11 protein-coding genes are annotated in these 15,444 nt (G+C 32.5%); 2 read left to right on the forward strand and 9 right to left on the reverse strand.

Annotation, left to right across the window (positions count from 1 at the left end; genetic code table 11):
- Nucleotides 1–443: 443 nt before the first annotated feature.
- From COC46_RS02410 to gntK, 3 genes are all read right to left on the reverse strand, one after another.
- On the reverse strand, nucleotides 444–4,592 hold the full coding sequence (locus COC46_RS02410) for a S8 family serine peptidase (RefSeq protein ID WP_098808182.1): 4,149 nt from the start codon (nucleotides 4,590–4,592) through the stop codon (nucleotides 444–446).
- A 394-nt stretch (nucleotides 4,593–4,986) separates the two neighbouring features.
- On the reverse strand, nucleotides 4,987–6,246 hold the full coding sequence (locus tag COC46_RS02415) for a helix-turn-helix domain-containing protein (RefSeq protein WP_098808183.1): 1,260 nt from the start codon (nucleotides 6,244–6,246) through the stop codon (nucleotides 4,987–4,989).
- 278 nt (nucleotides 6,247–6,524) lie between these two features.
- A complete protein-coding gene (gntK, locus tag COC46_RS02420) occupies nucleotides 6,525–8,072 on the reverse strand; it encodes a gluconokinase (protein WP_098808184.1) in 1,548 nt (515 codons plus the stop codon).
- Nucleotides 8,073–8,397: 325 nt separating this feature from the next.
- On the opposite strand from gntK, the gene COC46_RS02425 reads away from it, so the two are divergent.
- Nucleotides 8,398–9,246 carry a MurR/RpiR family transcriptional regulator gene (locus COC46_RS02425; protein WP_098808185.1) on the forward strand — a complete coding sequence of 283 codons (849 nt, stop codon included), beginning with the start codon at nucleotides 8,398–8,400 and terminating at the stop codon, nucleotides 9,244–9,246.
- A 54-nt stretch (nucleotides 9,247–9,300) separates the two neighbouring features.
- Here COC46_RS02425 and gnd read toward each other — a convergent pair whose 3' ends face one another.
- Both gnd and COC46_RS02435 read right to left on the reverse strand, forming a co-directional pair.
- Nucleotides 9,301–10,197: a phosphogluconate dehydrogenase (NAD(+)-dependent, decarboxylating) gene (gene gnd / locus COC46_RS02430; protein ID WP_098808186.1), complete on the reverse strand. Its 897-nt coding sequence runs from the start codon at nucleotides 10,195–10,197 to the stop codon at nucleotides 9,301–9,303.
- 213 nt (nucleotides 10,198–10,410) lie between these two features.
- Nucleotides 10,411–11,019, reverse strand: coding sequence for a TetR/AcrR family transcriptional regulator (locus COC46_RS02435; protein ID WP_098808187.1), 609 nt, complete (start codon nucleotides 11,017–11,019; stop codon nucleotides 10,411–10,413).
- A 186-nt stretch (nucleotides 11,020–11,205) separates the two neighbouring features.
- On the opposite strand from COC46_RS02435, the gene COC46_RS02440 reads away from it, so the two are divergent.
- Nucleotides 11,206–12,396, forward strand: coding sequence for a YhgE/Pip domain-containing protein (locus COC46_RS02440; protein WP_098808188.1), 1,191 nt, complete (start codon nucleotides 11,206–11,208; stop codon nucleotides 12,394–12,396).
- A 47-nt stretch (nucleotides 12,397–12,443) separates the two neighbouring features.
- Here the strand turns inward: COC46_RS02440 and COC46_RS22065 are convergent, their stop codons facing one another.
- From COC46_RS22065 to COC46_RS02455, 4 genes are all read right to left on the reverse strand, one after another.
- Nucleotides 12,444–12,602: a hypothetical protein gene (locus COC46_RS22065; RefSeq protein ID WP_176545033.1), complete on the reverse strand. Its 159-nt coding sequence runs from the start codon at nucleotides 12,600–12,602 to the stop codon at nucleotides 12,444–12,446.
- A 119-nt stretch (nucleotides 12,603–12,721) separates the two neighbouring features.
- Complete coding sequence (locus tag COC46_RS02445; RefSeq protein ID WP_098808189.1) at nucleotides 12,722–13,543, reverse strand: MBL fold metallo-hydrolase; 822 nt, start codon at nucleotides 13,541–13,543, stop codon at nucleotides 12,722–12,724.
- Between the two features lie 159 nt (nucleotides 13,544–13,702).
- The gene (locus tag COC46_RS02450) at nucleotides 13,703–14,179 is read right to left on the reverse strand and encodes a YbaK/EbsC family protein (RefSeq protein ID WP_098808190.1); all 477 of its coding nucleotides are present in this window, start codon (nucleotides 14,177–14,179) and stop codon (nucleotides 13,703–13,705) included.
- 82 nt (nucleotides 14,180–14,261) lie between these two features.
- Nucleotides 14,262–15,248, reverse strand: coding sequence for an MBL fold metallo-hydrolase (locus COC46_RS02455; protein ID WP_369700009.1), 987 nt, complete (start codon nucleotides 15,246–15,248; stop codon nucleotides 14,262–14,264).
- Nucleotides 15,249–15,444: the final 196 nt, after the last annotated feature.

Genomic DNA, 15,444 nt, shown 5'->3' on the forward strand with positions numbered 1-15,444 from the left:
ATCATTCACCTAATTTACCTAAGTTTCAAAATTCCTCTCACTATATTCGACAAGGTTCGCCTAAATTCTTCCATAAAAAACAATCGAAATAACCCAATTTTTCTATTTTTTAAAAGAAATATCAGTTCATCGTGAAAACTTACTATTATTTTTATTTAACTTTTTAATCATTTTAAATAAACCCCAAAATAATAGCTTTTTCTTACTAATTGAATAGGGAGAAATTATTTTAAAATACTTTATTTGAATATTTATTAAGTCTAGGACGTAACGATAAAAAGGATAAGAAGTTCAACAGGAAAAGCACGCCTGGGGGGTGAAAGAAAGATTTATGACTTGTAAGTTATGTTTTCAATTTTTTCATGGATTTACTAATCATTTTACAAATATCCTTATAACATAAAAAAGGAAGCCAATCTTGCTGGCTTCCTTCTTCTACATCATTATTGATTTAAACCTAAATCCTTTAAAATACTATCTAAAGTTGCACCTTTGTAAGTAGTTTTTGGTTTTGGCGCTTTGTCGACAGATGGATTTTGTAATCCAAAGTTTCGAACAATAAAGTCCATATCCTTTTTATCTACTACTTTATCAAAGTTTAAGTCTGCTGTTGCCTTATTTGTACCCCAGTAAGTTTGTACAGCTATTGCATCTAGTACATCAATTACATTATCTTTATTGACGTCTCCAGCTGCAGCAGTTGCTAAACTATATTTATATAATTTACCTAAAGTTTCTCCACGAATTTCAGATGATAAAACAACTTGTTGGTTCATCGTAAAGTGACCAGGTACATCCACTGATACTGTATAGGCATTTTTATCAGGTTTTAATCCATCAACATCATATGAACCATATTTGTCTATAATTGGCGCATCCGTAACTGTTTTTCCATCGTATGACGTAAGTGTTACTTTTGCGTTGACTTTACTTAGATCAATGGCAAAATTAATTCCACCTGAAACTGGATCTAAGCCACCTTCAACTTGTAGTACCCCCATTATTCTAGAAACAGTTGGCTTAAGGTTATATCTGTCCATATAAGTGTAGACATCATTTGTCTCAACATTTGCTTGATCAATTGTTGTTGCTCTCATACCAAACCAGTAAGGACTTTCATTAAGCCACTTGTTATCTGTTTTTAGATCAAAATTAAATAACGGTAAATCTTCCGGTAATGCTTTATCTCCTAAATAAGTAAATGTAAATACATGACTCGTTGGTGTAGTCTTTACACTAACCTCTGCATCACCATACTTTTTGACTGCATCGTTTACAACTACATTTTCAATTGAAGCATAATTAAGATTGTTCATTGTAATTTTAGTTGTTTTTAAATTTTTCACATTGTTCGAACGCACAGTGTAATTTACAGCTTCACCAGTATTCAGAACATTCTTATCAGCTTTTAAATAGTAGTATGGTAAATTTTCATCCACAAATGCGACACTTAACTTATTACTTGGATTAGATGTAAAATTTCTTGCTGCATCAATACCATAAAACGAAACTTCCAATGGCGCAGATTGTTTTCTCACTAAAATTTGGTCAGAATAGTTTCCGTTTTTATCCGTATTAATCGGATTTGCAGGAAATGGAGTATTATAAAATGAAACAACTGAGTTGCTTGATTGATCGACACCTAAACCTAATTTATTTGCTTGGTCCGTTTCAAGGTCATTTAAATTAATATTAAAGTCGTATAAAAATTCGCCATTTTCATCAAACTGTCCATCATTATATTCAATTACCTTTTGGTCTAATGAGTCAAAACTAGACTTAATAGTCGGAGGCGCTAAATCGTAAATGAAATCAGAAACTTTTGTGAACGTTTTTCCTTTATCATTTGTTCCAACCAACTTTAATTGATAATGACCTGGTTGAGCAAAGCTCGGTTCATTGCTAATTGGATTTTTCGAATCTCCTGTAAATGGGAAGTAAATCGAATTAAATCCTCTTCCAATATAATACAGCTGATTATCATTTATAATGATTGGTGTAAATGAACCAACTAAACCAAGATCTTCACCTGTCTTTGGATCTGTTAAAAGAACATCCAAGGTCTTCATGTGAGATTTTAATGAGAATTCAAACCCAAGAAACGGAAATGCATTTGCTGGCCAGCTAGTGTCAGTCGAAAATAATGGGTCAGCCTTAAAGAAATCGATTCCTTCATTAACAACACGTCCACCAAATGGAATTTGGTATTCTTCAGAAGGGTCTGCATTATTTGTAAATACTATATAACCTTCATATGTGCCTTTTTCAGCTGTTTTTGGAATATTTAAATCAAACTTGATTGATTTAGAACTAATTCCATTTAACTTTACTGAAGTAGGGCCAGTTAATGTTACATTATTTTTAGCGGCATCTAAAGATCCTCTAGTGCCCGTTTGGAATTTAACATTTACACTAAATGTTTTTGCTTTTTCACTTCTATTTTTTAATGTAACTTTGCGAGATTCTGTAATATCTTTGTTATCAAATCCAATTGAACCAAAACTAAATCCACCAGTTAATTCGTTGATTGATTTTTGTTTACCATTAATGATTGTCGGTGTTTTATCAACTACTTGTAATTCTACATTTGAATGGATTGCTTCATATGCATCAACTCGACCGCTTCCGATCTCAAATACGCTATAATCTTTCGATAAAGGATCGGCTGTATTCATTAAAATTGATTTTACATCGGCTGGCTCAAGATCTTTATTTGATTGAAGTAATAATGCTGATACTCCAGCTACATAAGGAGTAGCCATTGAAGTACCTGATAGTCTTGCATAAGCATATTTATAATCTTCAGGCTTTGAACCATCAACGTTTTTATCATTAACATAAAATGGAACTGTTGCTAGTATTGATACTCCAGGTGCTGTAACTTCCGGCTTGATATCATAATTGATTCGTGAAGGACCTCTTGAACTAAATCCTGCTAATTCATCAGATGCTGTTTGAATCTTCTTGAAATCACCAAAGTTAAATTCTGATTTACCATCTTTTAATGCTGCAGAAATAACTGAACCTTCTTCAAATGAAACTGAGAATGAAGGGATCGCATTCATTGATTCACCAAGGAATGTTTGAATTGCTCCCTCTGCCTTGTTTGCTTCATCGTTAGCCATGATCACACCCACAGCACCTTGAGCTTTGGCATATGCAACTTTAGAGTCTAATGTATAAACTCCTCGGTTCATGAAGACAAATTTTCCTTTTACATCTTTATTTTTATAACCAGCTGGATCTCCAAGACCTACATCGACTAGTTGAACCGATTTCTCTTTTAGTGCTGATAAATCATCTTTATAGTTTTTCGTTAGTTGTCTTAGATTGTAATTTTTACCATTCAGTATACCGGCATATTGATAGATATCAATTGCAACAGATGAAGCACCAACTGTTAAAGCTAATGCAGCTGCTCCTGGCGAACCTAATGTATACATTCCATTTCCATCATTACCAGCTGCAATTACTGTCGTTACCCCACTTAATACTGCATTGTTTACAGCGATAGAAGTAGCGTAAAGTGGATCATTCAAAGATGCACCGAGTGACATGTTAATAACATCCATACCATCTTTTACTGCTTTATCAATTCCTGCAATAATGCCTTCACTTGTTCCGCCACCATATGGTCCTAGCACACGATAAGCATAAAGATCTGCTTCTGGTGCAGCACCAACAGATGAATACTCACTATCAGCTACCCCACGCCCACCGATTATTCCTGCAACATGTGTACCATGTTCAGTATAATAAGTAGAACCGTTTACTTCTGGTTTTCCTGATTTCTTCCAATCTTCATATGTTGTTTCCATCGGATCAGTATCATTATCGACAAAGTCATATCCGCCTTTATATGCATCTTTTAAATCCGGATGGTTATAATCCATACCTGTATCTAAAATACCAATTTTAATTCCTTTACCTGTGTAACCTTCTGCATGTAGACGATCTAGCTGATCATATGGAGAATAGTTTGCAACATTAAACTCGTCTGCTTTTAATTGTTTGTTCTCTTGATTTTTTGCAGGCGGATCAATTGAGAATTTCTCATTACTCCAAACTGTTTTTACAGCTTTTGATTTTAATAGATTCTGAATTTGATTTGCTGGTAGTGTAATCGACACACCATTGAATGCATGTTTAAATGAACGATTAATTTTATAATCTACTTTTTTACTTTTTGTATTTGTTAAAACTTTCCCTAAATCTTTTGCAAAAGTATCATGGTCTTGATCAATTAATTTTTGTGCATCTGTTTTTGTTAAAGTTTTACCTTCAACGCTCGCCTCAATTTGAGCGACCTTAACTGGTTTATTGGCAAACTCTACAATAACTTTTGTTTCTTCTGGTGATTCCAAGTTAATATCAGAAGAAATTTGTAGCCCAGTTTCTTCATTAGTAGAAAGCTGCTTAAGAGCTGCTCTTTGCTCTGAACTTAAATTCGCCAGAATATCTTCTGCTTTACTTGGACTTGCTGCATTTGATACATTTGTTACTTGACCAACAGAACCTAAAATAAAACTAGATGTTAAAGCTAAAACGGTAAAACTTTTAAGTACTTTACTTTTTTCTCTCTTTTCCCCCATTTTTCTTCCTCCAGTTCATTTTTCTTCCTAGTTGCTGATTGCAGTTCATTTCTAGAGTTTATTTTTTGACAAGTTCCTCTAGCAATCTACAAAATATAATGAACATTTATCGTTCATTTCTATTAATTCTATTATTAAGAATTTTCGTTTTTTAAGCAATTGGGTTATAACAAACCCTGATTTATCGGCATTCATACATTTCCCTTTAAAAAAATCGACAAATTACAACATTTTTCCTCTTCGGAATAAACCAATTTCATACAATTTTAAGCAATTTTCTTCTGCTCCAAATATGTGAGCGAAAGAAAATAATCAAAAAACACTTTCCCTTATTAAAAAAGAGCAAAAAAAGAAATACATAGTAACGTTACTTAACGTTATCTATGTATTTTTTTTACATGCTAACAAATGTATCTTCAATAGACTCATATAACTCAGCAGCTTTTTGAAACTCTTTGATCTCTATATAGTATTTATATAATTTCTTACCAAACTGTTCGATATAGAATTTATTATTAGTAGAATAAAAGAATGGGAGTGCCTCATCAGATAGATATTGATAGTATTTTTCACGAGCTCCCTCAGCTTTAAGCTTAAATAATTTAATAAGGGTTATATGTACTGGGCTTTTTAACATTTTTGCTAGTGCTAGTGCTCTTTTCATCACACTAAGAAGAATTTCTTTTTCTAATAGTGTCCCCTCAGTACATGTCTCTAAATAATTACACAAACGCCTTAAATAATTTATTGATTTTTTATTTTCGGTTTCATTAATACTTTCCTCAAAATAATACAATGCAGTTTCATATTCTTCTCGCTTAAAATATTTCACTCCGAGATTATTTAATAAAATAGCCTTACGTTCTCGATCCCCTAATACTTCACAATTATGGATCAAATCCTTATAGCGTTCTACAACTTCATTAAAATTCATTTCTAATTCACTACCGTACTGCAACAGCATAAGTGTTTCAGAGCTAATTGCGAATAAATAATTATTCGTTCTCTGAAAAAATTTAAGTGCCATCTCAGCATACTTATACGCTAAGATTTTGGAGCTTCCATAATGATAGGCAATTGCTAGGTGGTGATAGAATTCTTCATTTCGATACTCGTCAATATTAATCATCTTTAAAACTTTAATTGCCTTTTGATGGTCTTCACTACTTAGGCTAGTATAGTTCGATATATAGTACATACCTTGAAGATGATAGAATAAATTTTTCTCGAAAGGAGATAAATCACTAAATTCTTTTTTCACATATGTAAGTATTTGCTTAACCATATCTAAGTTTTGATGATGAAAATAATACCTTGCTCTTAGTAAATTATAGTGGGCTGCATATTGTGAATATTCAATAAAGGGCATTTGTTCAAGTTCTGCTTTACCTTCTTCTATTTGAGCTTCTTTTTTCATTATTAAGGCATCGTGCCAAAGGTGTAATTTTTTTTCTAAATTATAAAACGATTGGACTTCATGATTAATATTGATTCCTAAACGATCTGAAAATAAAGCAATAATATCAGGTGAGTAAGCCGTCTTACCTCTTTCAATTTTACTAACATGAGTAGTCGTACATATACCTTCTCCAAGCATCGCTTGAGTTAACCCCATTTTTTCACGATAAAACTTTATGATTTCCCCCTCAATCATATGCACCCTCCTCTATCTCTATAAACATATTTATCTAAATATTCTTTACTAAATTTTAATATCCTTTTAAGAAAAAAACAATTAATGATTTTTACCTAATACTAGTAATTTTTATTCCAAATCCAATACTATCTAACTAAAAAAAAGATAGAATTCCAAATTGAAATCCTACCTTGAAGACTATTTTATATTATTTTAATCATTTCTGAAGACCTAAAAACAAAAAATGGTAATCTTACCTCATTCTTTATTCAAACCAAAGCTAAATTCCAGTTTTTTTACTTAATCCATTTATTTTGGAAATTTGCTATACTCTCATATTCATCATTTAATTTTCTAGATAAACTAATATAAATTCCAGTTAAGTCCTTATATATATCGACGTTTTCTTCGATTGGTTTATGACTAAACGTTGTCCCAACAAGCTCAGACATAATTGAAAAATCTTCTATCTCTCCAAGCGCATATCGCCCTAAAACTACAGCACCTAAGCAAGAGCTTTCTACACTTTCTGGAACTCCAACTTCTTGATTAAAAATATCTGCTAGCATCTGTCTCCATAACTCAGATTTTGCAAATCCACCAGTTGCCTGTATCTTTTTAGGCATGCCTATTACTTCTTGTAAAGCTAAAAGTACAGTATATAAGTTTAAAATTACCCCTTCTAGCACTGCACGAATCATATGCTCTTTTTTATGATGTAATCCTAAACCAAAAAACGAACCTCTCGCGTTTGCATTCCAAATAGGTGCTCGCTCTCCAGCTAAATATGGATGAAATAATAATCCATCAGATCCCGGTGTAACTCTTGCAGCAATTCTAGTTAATACTTCATATGAATCAACACCTAAACGCTTAGCCGTTTCAACCTCCGATGAAGCTAATTGATCACGTACCCATCTAAATGTCATGCCTCCATTATTTACGGGACCACCAATTACCCAATGCTTATCAGTCAACGCGTAACAAAATATTCTTCCTTTTGGGTCACTTATAGGCTTGTCTGTAACTGTGCGAATTGCACCACTTGTACCAATTGTAACTGCGACTACACCCGGTTCTATTGCATTAACTCCCAAGTTGGATAGTACACCGTCATTGGCACCAATAATAAATGGGGTGGATTCGCTAATCCCAATTTCATTTGCATATTGGTCTTTTAAATTCGTAAATGAATGTGTAGTTGGAACCGGCTCTGATAGCTGATCCTTAGTAATGCCACAAACCTCTAATGCTTCTGCGTCCCAATTTAAATTTTGTAAATTAAATAATCCTGTTGCAGATGCGATTGAGTAGTCTACTAAAAACTGCTCAAAGAATTTGTAAAAAACATATTCTTTTATCGAAATAAATTTATATGTTTTTGAAAATACCTCTGGTTTTTCATGACGAAGCCAAGTAATTTTTGCTAATGGGGACATCGGATGAATTGGCGTTCCAGTTCTTGAATAAATTGCATGTCCATTCATTTCATTTTTAATTTTATTTGCCCATTCAACTGCTCGACTATCAGCCCAAGTAATGCACTGTGTTATTGGTTGTCCATTTTGATCAACAGCGATCACACTATGCATTGCACTACTAAATGAAACTAAAGCTAAATCCTCTTTACTAATTCCACTTTTAAAGATTGATTGTTTCATTACTTCAACAACTGCTCTAAAAATTTCTTCTGGATCTTGTTCGGCAGTTTGTGGTGTAGGACTATAAAGGGGATATTCAACATTATGTGAACTCACGACATTCCCGTTCTTTTTAAACAGAACTGCTTTTGTACTTGTCGTTCCAATATCTACACCTAAATAATACTTTTCTGTCTGTATCATTTTGCTATTCACCTAATCCTTAAATTTTTTCTTAAAAAAGCTTTCCTCTATTTATAAACTAATATTTGTAATTTTCATAAAAAAATTATTCCTGGAGAAAAATATGGATGAAAAAATTTTTTTCGTTAATAATGATTATATCTGAAATTTTTTTTACAAGAAAGGGTTTTCATATTATTATTAAAAAAAACTCTCTTTTCCTATATAATAATTATTAAGCGAATTAAACTGCTTTTCTAAATCTTTAAAATAATAAATATTCATTTTAATACTATATTAAAAATTTATTTTTCTAAAAATCAATTCCCTCGGAAGGTGTATAAACATGGAACAAACGAACAGCTTAGGTAAAATTCGTTCTTACTATGCGCGATTAAGTGATAAAGAAAAAAAGATTGCTGATTATATATTACAAAACCCAAAGCATATTATTCACAGTACGATAACGGAAGTTGCTGAAGACTTAAACGTAGCTGATGCAACTGTTTTTAGATTTTGTAAACGGATCGGATTTAAAGGTTACCAAGCTCTTAAAATTGCATTAGCATCAGAAATTATGACTCCGATTCAGCAAATTCATGAAGAAATTAACGAAAAAGACGATGAAATAACAATCGCAAATAAAATATTTCAATCTAATATTCGAACACTTGAAAATACTGCTCAAATACTTGATAGCTCTTCTTTTAAAAAAGCAGTAAATTTTATCCTAAAAGCTAATCGAGTTGAATTATATGGTGTCGGTGGCTCCTCTGTTATTGCGATGGATGCCTTCCATAAATTTATTCGTACAGGAATTAAAGCAAACTCGTACACAGATTCACACTTTCAATTGATGTCAGCTTCTCAACTGACAAAGGATGATGTGGCAATCGTTATATCACACTCTGGATCAAATAAAGACATCTTACGTATTTTGCAAGTATTAAATGAAACCGGTGCCAAAACAATTGGAATTACAGGTTTTCCAAAATCTACCTTAAGCCAAAATGTAGATGTCTCACTTTACACTTCTTCTGAAGAAACAGAATATCGACCAGAGGCCCTAGCTTCAAGAATTGCACAATTAAGTATTATTGATGCATTATACGTAAATTTAATGATTTTGAATTCACATAAAGCCAAAACATCATTTGAAAAAGTAAGAACAGCAATATCAGAAACTAGGTCTTAATCTATTTTATCCAAAAAAGTGGACACTACATTTTGTAGTGTCCATTTTTTTAAATTATTTCTTTTCAACTGCATGTCCACCAAATTCATTTCGAAGTGCAGCCACAACTTTACCTGTAAAGGTATCATCCTCTAATGAACGATATCTCATTAATAATGACATCGCAATGACAGGAGTAGCTACTTGTAAATCTAAAGCCGTTTCAATTGTCCATTTTCCTTCGCCAGACGAATGCATAACACCTTTAATTTCATCCAATTTTGCATCCTTAGAAAATGCATTTTGAGTTAATTCCATTAACCACGAACGGATAACAGAACCATTATTCCAAACCTTTGCTACTTTTTCGTAGTCGTAGTTAAATTCGCTCTTTTCAAGTACTTCGAATCCTTCACCAATTGCAGCCATCATACCATATTCTATTCCGTTATGTACCATTTTTAAAAAGTGCCCACTACCTACTGGTCCAACATAAGAGTAGCCATTTTTCACTGATAAATCTTCAAATAAAGGTTCTAAACGGTTAAAGATTTCAAAATCTCCACCAATCATTAAACATGCACCATATCTAGCACCTTCAATCCCCCCAGAAGTACCCACGTCTAAATAGTGTAGACCAAATGAATTTGCTTTCTCCGCTCTACGAATACTGTCTTTATAATGAGAATTTCCTCCTTCTAAAATGATATCTCCATTTTCTAATAAAGGAAATAATGTTTCCAATACATTATCTGTAATTTCACCTGCTGGTACCATGATCCAAATAATTCTCGGTGAGCTCATTTTTAAAACAAAATCTTCTAATGAAGCAGATGGAATAATCCCCTTCTCCTCAGCGCGATTAACAAACTCTTTATTTACATCAAAAGCTGTAACCTGATGACCATCTTCATGCATATGCTCAGCTAATGCAAAGCCCATTTTCCCTAAGCCAACAATCCCTATATTCATTATAATTCCCCTTTAAATTATCAATTTCTAAATACAATTAATCTTAAAAACGTTTACAAAAGAATTATATGAAAATTTTTTTCTTATTTCAATACAAATCAAGAAATTTTTTTCGATAATCGCCCATCTTTATGAAAAATTATTTCAAATTGGACTGCATAATTTACTTATTAAACGAAAAAAAATCAGAAACACATTTATGCTTCTGATTTTTCACCTAACGATTCGAGTAACAAATTGCTTCATAAACTTCAACAACTTCATATGCATAATGGCCATTTCTTCTGGAGAAATTGGTTCTTCTTTTTCTAACCATTGCTCCATAAGACCAAAAAATGCAGATGAAATAAACGCAGTTGCGTATTCATGTGGTATTTCGACCATATATTCATTTTCTATAATATCCACCAATTTTTCATATATGGTACCCTTTATATATTCCTTCATTTTCTTTGGAAAAGATGGGTCACCTTTTGTACTAATTTGAACTTTAATAAACCTTTGATTTTCCTTTAAATAATGAAATACATTAAGAATAGGTGGATAGACCATGTCATTTGAATAAAACTCATTCAGTTCTTTTGGCCTTACAAATTTAAGGCGATCCTGCAAGCCTTCTAATATTTCATTTTGACTTTTTTCCATTAAATCATATTTATCTTTGTAATGAAGATAAAATGTACCGCGATTTAGTCCAGCCTTTAAAGTAATATCTCTTACTGAAATGGCCTCAAATCCTTTTTCTTCTATTAATTCTATTAATGTCTCTTTTATTAATTCCTTCGTTTTTGCAACTTTTATTTCTCTTATTGATTGAGTCACTTTATATCATCCATCCCTTTGGAATATAAGTTCACACTAAACAAATCATTCAAATGTGTTTAGCAATGAACACATTTGGATGATTTGCTTATTGTGATTTATTAAAACTCATTGTAATATTTTCACATAACAATAGTCAACACGTTGTTCAGTAATTTTATTATAAAGGAATTAGGAGGTATAAAAATGAACTTATTTAAACAAAAACAAGCTATATTAGCACCTATACTAGTATTAGCTGTTGCGATCATTTTCAGTTTAACATTAGCATCTTCTGTTAATCCAACACCTAAAAATCTTCCAATCGCGATCGTAAACGAAGATCAAGGTATCCAAGTACCTTCAAAAGGTATTGTAAATATAGGCGATACAATGGTTTCAAAAATACACGGACTATCTAAAACGAAAAATGGAGAAAAACCGGCAATAAAGTGGATCCAAGTATCAAGTGAAGAAAAAGTGCGTAAAGGTCTAAATGATCAAAAATATTATGCAGCTCTTATTCTTCCAACTGATTTAAGTAAAAATCAGGCTTCATTAAAAACAGCAAGTCCTTCACCTATCACGATTAAAATATTAGTTAATCAAGGTAAAAATACAACAGGTTCAACGATGGCTAGTCAAATGCTAACTCATTTAGTAGAAAATCTTAACCTAACTATTCATACTGAAATTTTTAATGAATTAAAGAAAAACGTGAATTCAATTTCAGTAACTCAAGCTGAAGTATTAGCAAATCCATTCGTAATAAAAGTTGAAAATGTAAATCCAATTGGTACACATACGGCAAATGGAAATGCACCCGTCAGTTTAATTACACCACTTTGGATGTCTAGTTTAATCGGCGCTGTTATTGTCTTTTTAGCAAAGAAGAAGACCCAAACTTCAAATTCAGTTGGAAAATTAAACGTTATTTTTGAACAATTACTTTTAGGGGTTTTATTGTCATTCATAATCGGTTTTGGCATCACATTAATGGCTAAATGGATTGGTTTCACTCTTCCAAACTTCCTAGATGTTGCTCTCTATTTAACGATTACTTATTTCTGTTTCCATCTACTAATTTCTGCTGTAATGTCGTGGATTGGTTTCGGTGGGGTTGGTCTCTTTGCCTTAATCTTTTTCTTCTCAGGCTCCTTAATTGGAATGCCAAGAGAGCTATTACCTAATTTCTCAAAAGATTGGATTTACTCATGGGTACCAATGCGATTTGGCGCGGATGGATTAAGGGAAATATTCTATTTTGACAAAGGCTTATCCATGAGTCATTCAATGACAATCATCATATGGATTGGTATTATCTCAATATTAGCCTTATCTCTATCTGTCTTTAAGCCGAATAAAGAAGAACTAAATCAAACAATCGCTATGAAATAAATAGCACAATCAAGGGGAAACCGTATTAATCGGATTCCCCTTGATGATTACTGATCTAATCCTAATTCTTTTAAGATGTCTTCTAAAGTCTTTCCTTTATAAGTAGTTTTTGGTTTTGGTGCATTATTAACTGTAGGATTTTGTAAACCACAGTTTTTCTCAATAAAATACATATCTTTTTCATCTACTACCTTATCAAAGTACAATGTTTTCTCGAAATAACCCGACTTTTAACATTTTTGGGAAGTTGTTCTATAGATGAACTCAGAACTTTTTACGAAAATAGAACATAAAAAAAGGACCAAAATTGGTCCCTTCCAGTCTATTAAGTATCAAATAAAGTCCCTTCCAATGCTTCAATATATCTTTTAGCCGATTTATGCACTACAAGCTTTGCATGTTCTTTTACAATCCCATGAAATGCATTATAAATCCTATTAAACTTTAACTTTTCTACAGCCTCTGTTATCTCTTTAACTTTTTTTGCAGGTAATGGGATTAAATTTGGATAACTGTACATAAAACTTACCCAATTTGGATCTGCGACAACTTGAATAATATCTCCCGTTAACAGTATTCCTTTTTGCTCATTACCAGCCTGCCATTCTAATACAGCCCCCCCTTTAAAGTGCCCTCCTAGTCGGTGAATAGTAACTCCTTTATCCAACTTTAACGATTCACCTGACCAAAAAATAATCTTATCGCTTTTTCTCGTAACCCACTCTTGATCATCCTCATGTATGTATACCGGTACATCAAATTCTTCTGCCCATTCAATTTTACTAGAATAGTAGTGAGGATGTGATAGAGCAATCGCATTGATTCCTCCTAACTGCTTTATTTCTTCAATTGTCTTATCATCTAAATAGGACACACAATCCCATAATAAATTAAACCCCTCATTCATAACGAGATAGGCGGTTTGGCCAATTCCAAACTTTGGACTAGTCTGTATGCTATATAGGTTCTCTTCCTCAAATCGAATAATGTTTTGAAAGTTTTTTTCCTTCATTAGCTGTAATGTTGTCCAACTTTGACCATTGGGATTGATGTATTGTCTTTCTTCAGAACAAATTGTGCAATACAAAGGAGGATAATTAGACTTGTTATATTGTACGCCACATGTCATGCACATAAAGTTTAACATCTATTCATTCATCTCACTTTCCATCGGCTTTACTCTGAACATAGTTCATACTAATTAAAGGTAAAAGTTCCCAATAAAAAAAGACACATTTAAGTATAGTAAATCAATAACTGATTTATTACACTTGAATGTGCCACAATTAAAGTCTTGTGCATTCTATTATTTAATTTTTACGACCTTACCTTTCGTCATTTCAATTAATTCTTTCGGTGTTAACTGAAAAATTGCTTTTGGATGACCTGCGGCAGCCCATATTTCACTATACTGTAATAGATCCTCATCAATAAAGGTAATTACTCGGTTTTTATGGCCAATTGGCGCTACTCCTCCAATAACGAATCCCGTTTGTTCACGGACGAAATCGGCATCTGCTTTCCCTAATTGATCATTTAGAACTTGCTCTATTTGTTTCTCATTTACTCGATTTATTCCACTTGCTACTACTAACACAGGACTATTTGAGCTTTCTAATTTAAAGATAATAGACTTTGCTATTTGAGCAACTTCACAATTTAATGCACCCGCTGCTTCCTTTGCAGTCCTTGCACTATTAGGAAGTTCAATGACTTTATTAGAATAGCCTAACTTAAAAATTAAATCTTGTATGATTTGTGCACTTTCTTTTAATACTTCCACCTACATCACTTCCCTAAAAAATTGTTTTTTAATTATTCAATTTTAAAAGAAACAATCCTGCTATTTTTACAACTATTTATACTTACTTCCACCAAATTGATTTAGGATATTCACCTGTACTTAGATTGATTGCTTCACCAATTTTAGGTGTAGAGTACTTTACACCATTTTCTTTAGCTACCTTTACAGCCCGTTCAATCGGATCATTCCAGTCATGAAATGCCAACGTAAAAGCACCAAAATGGATTGGTACAAGAACTTTACCTTTTACATCAATAAAAGCTTTAACCGTTTCTTCCGGCAACATGTGGATTGCAGACCAGCGTTTATCATATTGGCCACACTCCATTAGCGCTAGATCAAACGGACCATACTTTTCGCCAATTTCCTTAAAATGTGGTGCATAACCGCTATCTCCACTAAAGTAAATTTTATTATTCTCTCCAATAATGACCCAGGAACACCACAAAGTACTGTTACGATCTGTTAAACTTCTTCCTGAAAAATGTCTTGCAGGAGTACAAGCTAATGTTAAATGCTCAAACATAAATTCATCCCACCAATTATGTTCAGAAATAGTCTCTTTAGGTACTCCCCAACTCACTAAGTGACTACCTACCCCAAGCGGAACAATAAATCGATCTACTTTCTGTTTGATTTTTTTTATTGTACCGTAATCTAAATGGTCATAATGATCGTGCGATAAAATGACGGCATCTATTTTTGGTAATTCACTGATCTCAATCGGCAATCCTCCACTATACCGTTTACCTCCAAACTGTGGAAATGGCGTTGGTGCGTTCCCAAACATCGGATCAATTAATATCGTTTTGCCTTCTATTTCAATTAATAAAGCTGAATGTCCAAACCAAGTAATTTTTGTATCCTTATTTTTCGAATAAATGATTTTCTCCATTGGAATAACATTTTTAGGTTTTCGATTCGGACTTTTCTTAACAAAATCCCTAATCATAGAAATGTTTGTTTTTAAATCCATATTCATACTCGTAGGAACTTGATTTATGAACTTACCTTTTTCATAGTTTTCTAAAGCATTAAACGACTCCATTTCAGTCTTTGAATATCTCTTCCCAAAATGAGAATATGTATTTAAAAACAGCATAATCATGATAATTAGTAATACTAAAATTAGTAAAAATAACATATTAAAATTCTACCTCCAAATCCACCATTACTAAAATTTACACTACCATAAGTTAAGAAGATTAAACAATTATTCAGATTACTTTTTTTCACATAAAAAA

Origin of the sequence: Bacillus sp. AFS041924 (assembly GCF_002577195.1) — a bacterium.
Classification (GTDB): domain Bacteria; phylum Bacillota; class Bacilli; order Bacillales; family Bacillaceae_G; genus Gottfriedia.